This window comes from Arthrobacter sp. Soc17.1.1.1 (assembly GCF_036867195.1).
Taxonomy (GTDB): domain Bacteria; phylum Actinomycetota; class Actinomycetes; order Actinomycetales; family Micrococcaceae; genus Arthrobacter_D.
Genome location: NZ_JBAJII010000002.1, coordinates 12,381 through 25,998, shown reverse-complemented (window position 1 = coordinate 25,998; position 13,618 = coordinate 12,381). Strand labels below are relative to the sequence as shown.

Sequence of the window (13,618 nt, the reverse complement as noted above, 5' to 3'; positions counted from 1 at the left end):
CGTAGCTCGCCAGGGGGCAAACGACTGCTACGGACTTTGGTACCGCTCCCCTACCAAAGCACTACCACTTCATTAGCAGGTTGACCCCAAAGCAGGCCCCAGCCCAAGTGCACGCACGAGTGACTGCACTGGCAGCACCAGCTCGTCGCTCAGGAGCATGGACCATGCGAGGTCGTCGCTGACCGTCCGACGGCCGCCGGAGGCGTGATCGGTCCATCGGCCTGTGGCAGTGCGACGGAGCGGATTTGCTGCTGGTGCCGGACTGCTTCACCGATGATGACCTGGTGGGTGGTGCGGGGATCCTCCCCGCGTGCTGTGCGCTCGACCGCGGCCTGCGTCGGGTAGAGATCCGGGCGGCGTTCCAGTTCGACGGGCATCGCCTGCACAGTCAACTGTGGCTTTCTGGTCGAGGCGTCGACGGGCTAAGTCAGGTCGATTGCCTGCCCCTCTGCAGGCCACCACCTCTGTGGCAACGCCCGGCAACTTCCGGAATCAGGATGAATTTGACTGAGCTCGTGGCTCGTCTATAATCTAGATGCAGGTGGACACACCAGTTCTCCACCCGAAAGTAAATACAGATCGTCAGCCCTCACAGGAGGGTTTGGCAGACCTCAGGTGAGTCGACATGGTTGGAAACGAATCCTAGCCAAAGTCTTCTTGCCGGACATCGGACGACTAGTCAACCCGATGTCCGCGAACCTAAGGGGGCCTTCTGGAGCTTCGGCGACAGTCGGCGGGGTCAACTGCATCATTCGTGGACGATCTCACGATCTTTGGAATAGCCTTCGCGGCTTCGCGAGGGCTATTTCCATGCAACCGTGGAGATCAACTTGACTGACACTGTATCGACTCCGACACCTGACCTCACTGAGGTCTTCGACGTCCTTCAGGAGGCAGCGCGATCCTCGGCCGCGGCTGGCCATGTGCTATATGGGCCGCGCGCGAAAAGCGTTCTGACTCTCACCTACCCCAACTTCACCGAACGCTCGTTCGGCTATAAGAAGTTCATCGAGCTTCTTCGAGCCGGCCATGATGCGGGCCGCTTCGAACTCGTGACCGTCGACGGCCACCCTCACATCATTCCCACGACCGCTGTGTCAGAGAAGCGGCCCGTGGAGCAGGGCTGGTTGCGTTCGGACCTGTGGACAACTCTGGTGACCTGGGACAACGGCTTACGCTACTGGGATCGACGCAACCGCCGCGCCATCTTCGTTCCCACCGACGACACGGGCACTCCCCTCTGGGAAGTGACGCCGGAGAAGTTCGTGAAGATTGACCCGGTGCCCATGCAGCGGCAGCTGGAGTGGATGGTCGATTTCGCGAACGATCAGTCCAAGAAGAAGCAGCACGTGCTATTGGAATCGCTGAAAGAAACTGCGCCGGGCGCGTTCAAGCGTGCACTCGGCGCGGTCGACCTCGATGTAGCGTGGCGGACTCGGCTGCGTGAGAAGGTGACGGAACACGCCGCTGAGTGGGCTGCGGAATCGAAGCTCCCGCCGATGACCATCCTCGATAGGGCGCCTCGCACCCCAGCACCTCGCACTCTGTCGTTGGAGCCTGTACTGGTATCAGCGGGAGAAACGGCAAGCCCCACTAATGCGGAAACCGCCAACGTGGAAATCGCGCAGCTGCGCGTTCGCCTGCATGCCGTGATCGACAAGATGAGCCTCGCGGAGCTCTCCCAGCTTCAGATTCCCGCCGCGTACTTGCTGGAGTTGTAACGCGGATGGCCGCTTCCTCTGCGCACCCTGTTGTCGGTGCGCTCACGTTCCTCACCCTGCATGAGCTTCCCAGCTCACCGCAGGGCGTTCTGGATGCGTGGGTGGCAGAGCGACGGCCGACGACACTACTACGGGACGCGCTTGAGGTACGTTCCAGCTACGCGTTCGTGGAGGAGATGGTCGAGAAGGCCGCTGGCGCGTTGGACGCAGAGGGGCTAGACCGCTCCGACGCACGGGCCGCTGTCGCTGAAGTCCTCAGTGCGCCGTCGTTGGCTCTGTCCGCCGGGTCAAAAGATCACGTGGAGGTGGTGCAGGCGGTTGTCATCCGCCGTGACGAGGCCGCCGGCCGGCCTGTGGAGATATTGGTATCGCTGCGGACGACGGTCCGCAAACGTCATCACCCTACTGGTGGGGTCGCGGTTTGCGCTGCGGTGGCTGAGTTCACTTTGTCCTGCCACATCCTCGACATGGAGGAGAGCGCGGACATCGGTGACCTAATGGTGCACTACATCAACTTGGTGCGTGGTCTCGGAGCGAATCGCTCGAAGCGCTCGTTCCCGCACACAGTATTGGTGCTCGGGGACTTGCTTGACCTCTCGACAAAGGATGCGCCGAAGCACTGGAAGGAAGACATTCGTCTTCTGACGGAGGCGTTCGACGGAAGGGTGGTCTTCGACAAGGGAACGAACATCCCGAAAGGTATTCCTCGGAAGCTGATGCGGTTGTTCACCCTCGACCCGTATTCGGGGAAGCTCCCGCAGGGCGAAGACGGCAAAGTGCCCGAATCGGTATCGGTCGACGCACGTACGCAGACGTACGGCCAGGTCTTCCAGCAGCTTGCCGCGGAACTCAGCAACTTTAAGGCGGAGGACGACTCCGGCCCGAGGGCATCCCGGGACCTGAAGCCGGGAGAGAGCCGGTACCACCGCAAAGTCGGAGATTCCCGCGGCGGGTACGACAACTTCGACGACGGCTCGGATACACCCATTTGCTCGCACAACAAAACCTACAAGCGCTACTTCAACAGCGATCAGGCTACTAAGGGTTTTGTCCGCCGATACAAGAACTTCGACCCGTCATGGATGTACCACTGCTCGGAAGGCAAATGCAACGTATACGCAGTCTTCGCTCCGGACAATGCCGCACCGTCAGCTGTCATCTCGGACTAGCGCTTCGTGCGTGATCGCGATTTCGGCCGGAGTCCCTGAGCCTTTCCTTACGGCTACAGTGACCGGCCGCTGTTTTTTGCCTGCTCAGCTCGATGCTTCGCGGCAGCGGAATCGTTCTTGCCTGATGCCGCTTCCCGGGCCTGACGCTCGGAGGCGGTAGCTTTCCTGCTCTGAATCAACTCGGTTTGCCGCTGACTCCTTTCTTTCTTCCGCGCTGCATCCTGTGCGGTGCCACCCTTTTCCTGACTCGCGGCGCTCTCCTTCTTCTGGGAGCTCGTTGACCGCCCGGTTGCCTCGCCGGATCCGGACGTGTCGGAGGACGACGTCCCTGCGGACTTCTCCGCAACTGCCCGATGCCGTGCGATCGCGCGTGCGATCGCGGCCTCTTCCGTCGCGGAGCGTTGCGGCTGCACCTCAGGTGTCGCCGCGGACTGCACAGCGGCCGGCACAAAGTCAGTGGACTGTAGGGCGCCGACGATGCGCGCTTCGCGCTGCTGCGGTGCCGGCAGCGGGTCGCTGGCAGCGGCACGTTCGGCCTGGAGGCGTTCGATAGCCCTGCGCGCTGCGGCCTGATTCGCGGTCATGCGGTCGGTGATCGCTGCTTCGTCGGTTGTCTGCTGCACCTGGGCGGCGCTGCGCGGCGGGACCTGTGTGAGGGCGCTGTGCTTGTGCAGAGCCGTGGCACGCTCGACCAACCGCTGCGCGACAGGGTCGTCCTGGTACTGCTTCGGGATCATCGCCGTCTCGCGAGTCCCGATGTTGTACCGGTTCCGATACGCCTCGGTCTCGGCCGCGATGCCATGCCATTCGGCGGCCTTGGACTCCTTCGCCGGCACCGGTCCGAGTGCGGCCGCCCACGCCGGTTGTTCCTCGGCGAGTTGCGCGCCGCGTACAGCGACCCGCTGTCCGAGGTGTGCCCGAAGCCGGTCAAGTTCATCCCTGTACTCGACCGGCACCCGTGCGTCCTGCAGGAGCACGGACGGTGCGAGGTCCTCGCTGATGGTGGACCGGTCGAACCCTGCGCCGCCGGCACTGGTGACCGTCCGACTGCTGGTGCTGGGGATGCCGGCCTCGCGTAGCTGGCGCTCCTGGCGGATTGCCTCGGCGATCGTGACCTGGTGGGCGCTGCGGGGATCCTCACCACGGGCGGTGCGTTCGATCGCTGTCTGCGTCGGGGAGAGATCCTGCCTGCGCTCGAGCTCGAGGGTCATGGTCTTCACCATCCACTGCTCTTTCCTCGTCGCGGCACTGATTGAGGCGGTCGGGTCGAGGGACTGCAACCGTTCCGCAACGTTGTCGCGTGTCTCGGTGAGTCTGCTGGTGTACAGGAGCGCGAACGGCCGGGCAGCCCATTCGGTGTCCATGTGAGCTTCACCGGGTGTCCGGCGGAGCTGACCGGCGGCAGCGCCCTCGGCGTGCTTCTCGGCCTGCTGCGCGAGGCGGTCGAGGTGATCGTCGGTGAGGGCACCGAGCTGCCGCTGTCCGGTGTTCGCCCGGATCTGCTGCGCGGTGTCGATCCGATTCTCCACGCGGAAAGCGAGGACGGCGGTTGCGTCGTCGGCGCCTGCGAACCCTCGTTCCCGGTACGCCTGAGCGAGGACCGTAGACGCGTCCAGGCCCTCGTTCTCAGCCCGCCGCAGGTGCGTGGCAACGGCGCCCCATGACTCGTGCGAGGTGAATGCAGCGGCGGCTTCCTGCCCCATGACGTCCTGCGCGATACCCCGGGTCTTCGCGGTCCATGCTGCTGCTTCGACCTCGTTGTAGACGCCGGCGACGGTGGCGACGTCACCGGTGCGGACGGCTTCGGCGCGGACTGTTTCGTGGGCGGACAGGGTCCGGTCGTAGTTTGCGGTGATCGACGCGAGGACGCTGTCGCGGGTGACGGTCTGGTCGTTGTCGTCGCCGAGAGCGACGTAAAGCTTGTTCGTCTCGCGTCCGCGGGTGGCGGCGACGTAGGCGCCGGCGCGGTCGGTCCGCTCGTCGAGGATCGCGTGTGCGGTGTCCACGGTGGCGCCCTGGGCGCGGTGCACGGTCGCGGCGTAGCCGAGCTGTCCGAGCTCGTTCAGGTAGTCGGCGTCGACAGTGATACGTCCCCGGTGGCCAGTGTGACGGAGGGTCACCCGCTGCCGGTCCTGTGTCTCCGGCTGTGCTGCTGCGTGGTCGGTGGTGGGGTTGGCGGTGACATGTTCCACGGTCCAGACGTCGTTGTTTTTGACGAAGTCCTTGCCCTGGTTGAGCTGCAACGTCCGGTCGTTCCTGCGGGTGACGACGGTGTCGCCGGGGTAGGCACGGAGCCCATCGCGGAGGACCACGGATGGCGTCGCTTCCGTGATCGGGCCTGCCCCGTCAGTGAGGTCACCTGTAGCGATGCGGGCGGCTTGGGCGCGGGCGTTGAGGTCCGTGACGGTGGCATTGTCGGTGGCGATCATCAGCGACGTCTTACCTGCTGCGGTGTCGGTCATCCACGCGGTGAAAGCATCCTGGGTCATGGCTTCGGTGGTGCCAGCAGTGACACGCTGGTTCTCGACGTACCAGCGGAAGGGGGTGTCAGCTCCGACGGTTGCCGGTTCCCGGAGGGCCAGGGAAGCCTCCGCTTCGCCTTCGGTGTGGAAGCGGTGGACCTCCTCGAGGCGGACTGCTCCGACCTCGTTGTTGAGCAGGCGCAGCGCGCCGCCGGAGCCGATGGCTCCGAGCTGCCGGTCATCACCTATTGCACGCACCACGGCACCGTTGCGCGCGGCGACCGCGACGACCTCGGCGAGTTTCGGCGTGGTGACCATCCCTGCCTCATCGACGATGATCACGTCTCCGGCACCGAGAGCGAAGGTGGACCCGCCGTTGTCGTGGCCGTCCTTGGCCATACTGTTTTGCTGGTTCTGCTGGCCCTGCTGGTTTCGGTGGGAGATGAGGAACGCGTCGATCGTTGTCGCGTCCGCTCCGATGTCCTTGGACATCACGGCGGCGGCCGCTGCGGTGGGTGCGAGTCCGATGACCTTCCCGCCGCTGTCACGGACGGCGTCAGCGGCCAGGGACAGGCTCGTGGTCTTGCCCGCGCCGGCGGGTCCGATGCCGAGGGTCAGCAGCTTCTCGTCGGTCGCGAAGGCGCGTGCGAGGTCGATCTGACCCTGCGACAACACTGGCGCCCCGTTGGCGGCGGCGGCCTCGACGTGCTGTGACAACAGAGTGTCGAAGCGTTCAGCTGACACGGCCGGGATGACGATCTTCTGTCCTGCAGCCAGGACCCGGTGCTCGGCGTTCAACACCTCCTGCGAGGTGAACAGGGTGACGTCGGCCTGCTGGAACTGACTCGTGCCGTCGGCGCGTAGGAACTCGGCCAGCTTCGGTGTAATCGTGTCCGGGGTGACCTGGAGGCTGTGCGTCCCGGTGGCTTCCCGGGTGACGTTCTCCACGGTCTCGTCGGTGATGGTCTGTCCGGGGAAGGCTTCTTTGAGGTGCCTGCGGGTCTGGGCGATGACGTGGTTCCGTCCCCAGACGGCACGCTTCGCGGCCAGCTCGTGGACAACCAGGCGTGCGTGTTCGTGGACGTCGAGGTCGTTGACCAGTGCACCTACGGGCGTTCCTGTGCTCGCGTTGCGGACGTGCTCGAGCAGGTCAGGTCCGACCGGCATGTTCGTGCTCGAGCTGTAGTCCTGCTGCCATTCCTCGACCAGCTCCGACAGACGGCGGGCACTCTTCTTCTCCGGCCTTGTCTCCAGAGTGGCTTGCTGCGCGAGGGCGATCTTCTGCTTGTCGCTGGGCGCGTACCCGTGCTTGTCGGCGAACTCGGCTTCCAGTCTGCCGATGGTTCTGGCGATGTCTGACCGTCGTGAGGATGCCCGGTGAATGGTGTCCAGGTCGATGCCGGCGACCTCGTAGATGGGTTCTCCGCCACCGGCTGTGCGGGCCACTGTGCTGACGCCGAGGGACGCACAGACCTTCTCGATGACCTTCGCGTTGTAGGTTTCTGACGCGGCGACGTTCATCTTGTAGAGGGTGCGTCCGTCGAGGGAGGACCACTTCCCGTCGTCGCCTCGCACCTTGTTGGCGATGACGACATGGTCGTGCAGCTGGGGGTCCCCGGCGCGGGAGTCGTAGTGCCGGAACTGGGTGGCGACCAGCCCGCCGTCGACGTCGATCTGACGGACCCCGTTCTTCCCACGGCGCGTGTAGGTGGCGTTCTTCTCGAGGAAAGTGATCGTCTCGGCGATCGCTTCGTTGTGTGCGGTCTCGATGGCCTTCCGGGCTTCGTCGCCACCGAGTGCCCACAGCAGGGACACCGATTTGGCGGGCGAGAACACCAGGTCATACCCGGCGACGGTCTGTTTCGAGGGGGTGGTCTGCGCAGTCACATACCGTGCCAGCTCCTCGTTGCTGCGGGAGTTCCGACCGTGTGACGCCCGGAACATCTCGCCGCCCACCCGGAACCGAATCTCGTGCATGACCTCGGTCGGCAGAACCTTCTCGGCGTTCTCCGGGCCGCTCCACGCGGGTCCGTTGGTGCGCCGGAATCGGGCCACTTCCTCGTCGATCCGGCGGGTCATCTCCGTATTGGCAGCTCCGTACTGGTGGTACTTCTGACCCAGTTTGATCTGCGCGGTCATGCCCCCGGCGGCGAGGATGCTCGCGGCTTCAGGGTGCATGCCCTCACCGAACAGGGCTTTCATTTGAGTTTCGCTGACCTCACCGGAGACCCCCAGCAGCTGTTCGGAGTGTCCGACCCACTGGCCCGGTGGCATGCCCTCAACGGTGTAGTAGTCCCCCAGCTCACGGTCGCCCGCTCGGAGCTCGTCGGCGCTGGCGACCTCAGAAGTGTAGTAGGCGTAGCCGTCCCCAGCACTGAGCTTATGGACGGTCATCACCGGCTCATTCTCGCGCAAAATCGGCGCGCGGTCGACCTCACTCATCAGGATGCATAAGGTGTGACAGATTGTGCTGGTTGGAAGTGTGTGAAATCGCATGGTGACGACGAAGGAGGAAACCAAGATTACGCGCCGTGGAAACCAGTACGATTGGTCCATCGAATCTCGATGCGGTTGTGCACATGAGAATGAGCGGTGGGTAACACGATTTTCGTTATCCACGGATCGTTCGATTGTGTGGAACCGCTAACGGACGTTATCCACCAGGTGGGCAGCAAAGAGACGTTGGGATATCTCGGAGCTGTCCACGTGTGGTCAACGTCCGTTGGATCCAGTCCGAGCGTCAGCGAGGTCCGCATGGGTATCTCACGGGCGCCGGCGGTGACGTCGGGCATGGTCGGTGATCGGTCGAGGTCGGCCCGTGGTGGGCGGGCGCTAACCGTTAGGTTTGGCAAGGAGAGTGCGTCGGTTCGCAAGTCGCGACCGGGGCGCGTATGAAACGCAGGATGAGTGAAGGGGACGAGTCATCATGGCAGCACCGAGGAAGTCAGCGCAGCAGGTAGCGGCACGGGAAAAGGCGAGGGCGAAGGCTCAGGAGCTGACCGAGCGGCACGAGCGGTTGATTGACCTGGCGGCGGAGTTCTTCGAGCAGGAGCAGCAGGCCGAGCAGATACGCGCCGAGGCGCAGGAGCGTGCCGATGCAATCCTGGCGAAAGCCGAGCAGGACGCCGAGGCGGCCGCGAAAGAAGCTGGCGCGAAGGTGCAGCAGATGCTCGACACCGGCGAGAGCCGGGCCGCGGTCGCCGCTCGACTCGGGCTCAGTACCGCCGAAATGAAGCGGGCCCTGGAAGGGGCCGACACCAGCTCACCGTCCGGCGAAGCGCGGACCGAGCCTGCGCTGGCGGCAACAGCGGACGACGTCGCAGACCAGGTTGCCGCCGAGACGAAGGCCGCCTAAACGGGCGCCGCTCTAACGGGCAGCACGAAGTGAGGGGGCCGACTGTGTCGGCCCCCTCTTCTGTGGGCGACGCATCTGCGTAGTCCTTTCTTCTGGTCGTGTCGGTGTGCAGCGCGGCCAAGGCGCGCGTACCTGGTGCGCGGCACCTGAGCCTCAGTGAGCGTGGGTGCGAGGACGGCGGTTCGGCGCCGGTGACCACAGCTCGAGGTTCGCGTAGCGGCGGCGAACCGCCCCGCCCACCTGTGGTGAGCTGACCGCTCGGTTCTTCCCCGTGGCCCGGGCCGGTGGTGCAGGGACGTCTATCTCCCTGCACCACCGGTGCCCGGTGCTACTCGGCGGTGGCGAACTCTTCCGCGATCATTTCCTCTTCCGTGGTGCGAATTTCCTCGAAGGCTTCCGCTTCGTCGGCGGTGTCGGCATCCTCGGGGTCGGCCTGCTCGGTGTCTGCTCCACTCGCGCCGTCCTCAGCAACGTCCTCAGGCGTGACCTCGGGGGCGGGAGCCTCTTCGGGTGCGGCTTCGGGTGCAACCTTGGGGGCGGGGTGAGTGATCAGGCGTTCCACGTCACTGAGGTTATATCCCCATGTAGCGAGCTGGGTCAGGTAGAACTTCGTGCTGGCCCCGCCGTCGCGCCATGACTGGCGGTAGGTGCCTTTCTCGAAACCGGCGAGAACCATGGCAAGGACGTTCGTTTCATGCCGGGCGGTCGGGCGGCTGGCGATCTTCACCAGTTCCCGGTTCCCACCGAAACGAGTCTCCGTCGTCTTGCCGGTCAGCAGTTCGGCGGAGAAATCGCTCTCGTCGTTCAGTCCCTTCGCCACGGTATTGGAGTGGGAGGCCATGGCCTGCGCGATGAATCGGAGCGCGTTCTTCGGGGGTGTCTTGCCTTTGAGCAGTCCCTTCACGAATTCGATGCGGACCACCTCAGCGGCGTCCCACGCCTTGTTGTTCTCGATCACGGTTCGGCGTTCGGCTTTTTCCTCCTCGGTCATCTTCCCGGCCCGGGGTGCGCCCGGCTTCACGAACCCTGCTGCCTTCCAATCGGTGTTGACGTAGGCCGTCGCGAGTCCTGAGTAGGTCCACCGGACGTAGGCGGCGTTCGCGTCCTCGACTGTCAGCCGCTCCCCGGTCTTGGTGCGCAGGTCGGTGATGTCAGCAATCGGACCCTTGTAGTCGTAGTGTGTGAACGCTGAGTCCTCGATGATTGCCAGACCTGCGGCTTCGGCTTCGGCCTTGGCTGCCGCGCCTGCGGCTTCCCGCTTCCGGTCGTCGCGGATGCGCTGCGCGGTGTGGTCGAAGCTCTGCGGGGCCTGCTTCGCAGCGGCTTCCAGCTTCTCGATTGCGTCGGTGTCTCCGGCGAATTCCTCGATTACTGCTGCCATGTCCAGCGTCATCCCTGCGGCGAGGAACGCGGTCGCGGTGTCGTCGGAGCGCACTTTCAGGGCCGCGTCCACGGTGGCCTTCCTCGCCCCGGTCTTGCGGGCGATCTGCGTCGCTGACACACCGAGCAGGGACAGCTGGTGGAAGGCTTCGGCGCGGTCGTTGTCCGTCAGTTCGCGGCGCTGGTCGTTTTCCACGATCTGCTTGGCGAGCCGCTCGGCTTCGGTGAGGGAATCGACCACGTACACCGGGATGGTGTCGAGGTTGTTCTCCACGGCGGCGAGGGTGCGCCGCTGCCCGTATAGGACGTGCACGGTGCCGTCCTCGATGCGGTGAGCGACGACGGGCTGAATGACGCCGTGCTCCTTGATGGAGGACAGGAACGCCTTGTCGAGGTTCGCTTCGGCGCGCACGTTCACGTCGATGGTGAGGGTGGCTGGGTTGATCTGTTCCAGAACAGACATGGTTGTGTTCCTTCTTGGTAGGTGTGGGTCCGGGCCTGTGGTGTGCCAGCGGGACTGTGGTGGCCCTTCCCCGACGCTTCTATGTCTGTCAAGCGGCTGGCAAAGGGGTCGGGCGCGGACCGGCGGCTTTGATGACCGGCCAGCTTCCCCTCTTCCCCGTTGTTTTGGCTGCTGGCGGAGCTTGCGGAGCTGTGGCCGACGGAGGCTTGTCTGCCCGTGAGGGCAAGGGGCGGGGAATTCTCGGAGGAAATCAGCGACGAAGGAGCGCCGCAGGGACATTTTCTGCACCGCAGGCCCCGACGAAGGAGGGGCTAGACAGGTCGGAGCGGACACGTACGATCCGTCAGGACAGCAGCAAAACAGAAAGATGGCTTCTACAGCCCGAGCGAAGCGAGGCCCGTGCAGTAAGCCTGGGCGCCTGCTGGGCGAGGCCGGAACCCAGAGTCTTCAGGCTACCGGCGGGTGTCAGCAGCCCGAAGAAGTGTTGCTGGTCAGCATGCTTAGTGTTCACTATGGTGGTTTGTGAACCGTTGAGCCGGGCGGAGGAGTCACGATCTTAGGACCAGCAGGAGGTAGGACGGTCACCACCTTACGACTGGTGGTGCGGGTACTGCTGGGTTTTTCGCTGCTGGTGTCGTTCACAACGTCGGCGGCTGCCGCACTGTGCCTTCAGATGGAACATCGCGATTCTGCTGGGATGATGGCTGCGATGGTCGGCATGGATTCCCCGGGCCAGACCACCACCAACTCTGACGACATGACCCCTGCTTCCGGCGCGCAGGAGTCATCCTCCGTCCATGCGTGCTGTCATCAGCAGGTCAGCACCGCGCCAGCAACAGTCGCATCCCAGCGGGCCCTGCCTGACGGGCAGACGGATGCGTTGCCTGCGGGAGCTGCACCAACACGGACTGACGATGGCCGTCTGCCTCCCTGGTTGTTCGATCCGGCGCTGGAAAAACGCGACCACCTCAAGCCGTCGCTGACGGCCCTTTCGATTAGTCGCACATAAATTTCTCCTTCGGTGTGCGCCCTGGCTTTTTCTGGGCGTGCCATCGCGTTGCTTCCTGCCGACTTGGTCGGCATCCGGGCTTCCGGAACGTGCCCGGGCATGCCAGTGATAAGCGATCCAACCAGCGGCTGACGTGGATCAGTCGCACCCTGAATCAGGAGAACCAAATGACACACCATGTGAAGTCGATGCTCGACACCTACCCCAAGGACCTGGGCGGAGTGGATAAGGACAAACTGGCGGAGTGTATCGAGGCCTGCTTTGAATGCGCGCAGACGTGCACTGCCTGTGCTGATGCCTGCCTGAGCGAGGACATGGTCGCGGAGCTGACAACGTGCATCCGCACCAACCTGGACTGTGCTGATATTTGCGCGACCACCGGCAAGGCCCTGTCCCGCCACACCGGGTACGACGCGAACCTCACCCGCGCAGTCCTGGAGGCCTGCCGTACAGCGTGCAAGGCCTGCGGTGATGAGTGTGAACGGCACGCCGAAATGCACGATCACTGCCGGGTCTGCGCCGAAGCATGCCGCCGCTGCGAAAAGGCCTGCGACGAGCTGCTGGCCACACTGGGCTAACCCATCCTTCCCCCGCGACTTCGAGGAGCACTTCGTGAACTCAGCAGAGAACACGTCCGGCCACCGCGCAGGAGCCTCCGGACGCAAGCAGAAGCACACCGAACCCCATCACCAGGAACGACCCACCGGTAGGGGCGAAGCTGCCAGTGGAGAAAAGGACCACACCGGTCACGGGTCTGCCCGGATGTATGTGAAGTTCGGGATCATCTTGTTAGTCAGTCTCGGGCTGATGTGGACGCTGTCGATGTCCATGGTCCGGTCAATCGATCACTTCTACTTCAACCTGAGTAACTTCTGGATGGCGTTGCTCATGGTGGGGGCGATGGCGATCGTTATGGTCGTGGGCATGTGGTCAATGTTCAAGAACACCAAAGCAAACATCGCCATGCTGGTCGGATTCGCTGTGCTCTTCGTCGGGGTGTTCGCCCTCGGGCGGACAGAAACCTTCGTCGGGAACGAACAGTTCCTGAAGTCGATGATCCCGCACCACTCCCGCGCGATCCTGGTGTGCCAGGAATCCAACATCACGGACCCGGAAATCACGGAGTTGTGTGAGGCGATCGTGGAAACACAGCAGGAAGAAATCGCCCAGATGCAGTCGATCCTGGACCGATACGCATCGGAGTGAATGGCCTCCTGCCAATGGTCGGGGTGCCCCTGCGGGGGTGCCCCGCCCACTACGAAGGCAGTTCCGCCGGGTTCCGCTTGTTCGACCAAGCCGAGCTGACCGTAGGCCGAGGCCGCCAGAGCCGCGCCGACGCCGCTGGGGGCAACCGATGACGGCGGGGGAGCCGCAGGGGCGCTCCCAGAGCGCCTCCTGTGCTGCGAAACCTTCTTTCCACGCGCCCAGAATCCCTCGCTGACAGGCGCCTTGAGTGTGAAGTACTACACCTTGACCAATACCCCCCGGGGGTATAAGTTCAATAGCACCTCAGAAGGTTGTCTCCCCTCCCCGGGACGTACGCCGTACAGGTCAACTGCACCGCTCGATGGAACCGGGGCCTCACCGAAGGTTCCCCCGTTCCTCGCTGCGGCTACCTCAACACTTCGCTGTTCACCAATTGCAGGAGATCACCATGACTGACACTGTCAGGACCCCGATGAACCTCACCGACATCAGCGGAACCCAAAACTCCGATGTGAACTCCCCTGCAGGAGGGTCGTGTGGGTGCTGCGCACCCCAGCAGGTCACTGCAGCGCAACCGGCAACCGAAGGCACCGTGTCTGCCGACTACGCGGTGACCGGCCTGACCTGTGGTTCCTGCGCCGGCCGTGTCAGCAGCGCCATCGGCGCCTTGAACGGCGTGGAGAATGTCCAGATTGCTCTCGTTCCTGGCGGCGTATCGACCGTCAGTGTCACCAGCAACCAGCCCCTTGAGGCGTCGTCCGTTCAGGACGCCGTCGAGAAGGCCGGCTACCAGCTCACGACCGCCTAAGCCGACCGGCAGAGGCACGGGTCCCCCCTTCAAGGGGGGCCAAAG

9 protein-coding genes are annotated in these 13,618 nt (G+C 64.1%); 7 read left to right on the top strand and 2 right to left on the bottom strand.

Annotated features, from left to right (window positions below; genetic code table 11):
* Nucleotides 1-818: 818 nt before the first annotated feature.
* On the top strand, nucleotides 819-1,721 hold the full coding sequence (locus V6S67_RS17755) for a hypothetical protein (protein WP_334211659.1): 903 nt from the start codon (nucleotides 819-821) through the stop codon (nucleotides 1,719-1,721).
* A gap of 101 nt (nucleotides 1,722-1,822) precedes the next feature.
* A complete protein-coding gene (locus V6S67_RS17750) occupies nucleotides 1,823-2,890 on the top strand; it encodes a hypothetical protein (RefSeq protein WP_334211658.1) in 1,068 nt (355 codons plus the stop codon).
* A 53-nt stretch (nucleotides 2,891-2,943) separates the two neighbouring features.
* On the opposite strand, the gene mobF is transcribed toward V6S67_RS17750, so the two are convergent.
* Nucleotides 2,944-7,746: a MobF family relaxase gene (gene mobF, locus V6S67_RS17745; RefSeq protein ID WP_334211657.1), complete on the bottom strand. Its 4,803-nt coding sequence runs from the start codon at nucleotides 7,744-7,746 to the stop codon at nucleotides 2,944-2,946.
* A 532-nt stretch (nucleotides 7,747-8,278) separates the two neighbouring features.
* Here mobF and V6S67_RS17740 point away from each other — a divergent pair.
* Entirely contained in the window at nucleotides 8,279-8,707 is a 429-nt protein-coding gene (locus V6S67_RS17740) for a hypothetical protein (RefSeq protein WP_334211656.1), read from the top strand.
* A gap of 328 nt (nucleotides 8,708-9,035) precedes the next feature.
* Here V6S67_RS17740 and V6S67_RS17735 read toward each other — a convergent pair whose 3' ends face one another.
* Complete coding sequence (locus V6S67_RS17735; RefSeq protein WP_334211655.1) at nucleotides 9,036-10,550, bottom strand: ParB/RepB/Spo0J family partition protein; 1,515 nt, start codon at nucleotides 10,548-10,550, stop codon at nucleotides 9,036-9,038.
* A gap of 598 nt (nucleotides 10,551-11,148) precedes the next feature.
* On the opposite strand from V6S67_RS17735, the gene V6S67_RS17730 reads away from it, so the two are divergent.
* The 4 genes from V6S67_RS17730 (at nucleotide 11,149) to V6S67_RS17715 (ending at nucleotide 13,573) form a co-directional block, all read left to right on the top strand.
* A complete protein-coding gene (locus V6S67_RS17730; protein WP_334211654.1) occupies nucleotides 11,149-11,559 on the top strand; it encodes a hypothetical protein in 411 nt (136 codons plus the stop codon).
* A gap of 167 nt (nucleotides 11,560-11,726) precedes the next feature.
* Nucleotides 11,727-12,137 carry a four-helix bundle copper-binding protein gene (locus V6S67_RS17725; protein WP_334211653.1) on the top strand — a complete coding sequence of 137 codons (411 nt, stop codon included), beginning with the start codon at nucleotides 11,727-11,729 and terminating at the stop codon, nucleotides 12,135-12,137.
* 34 nt (nucleotides 12,138-12,171) lie between these two features.
* Nucleotides 12,172-12,765, top strand: coding sequence for a DUF305 domain-containing protein (locus V6S67_RS17720; protein WP_334211652.1), 594 nt, complete (start codon nucleotides 12,172-12,174; stop codon nucleotides 12,763-12,765).
* Nucleotides 12,766-13,237: 472 nt separating this feature from the next.
* The gene (locus V6S67_RS17715) at nucleotides 13,238-13,573 is read left to right on the top strand and encodes a heavy-metal-associated domain-containing protein (RefSeq protein ID WP_334211651.1); all 336 of its coding nucleotides are present in this window, start codon (nucleotides 13,238-13,240) and stop codon (nucleotides 13,571-13,573) included.
* Nucleotides 13,574-13,618 lie beyond the last annotated feature (45 nt).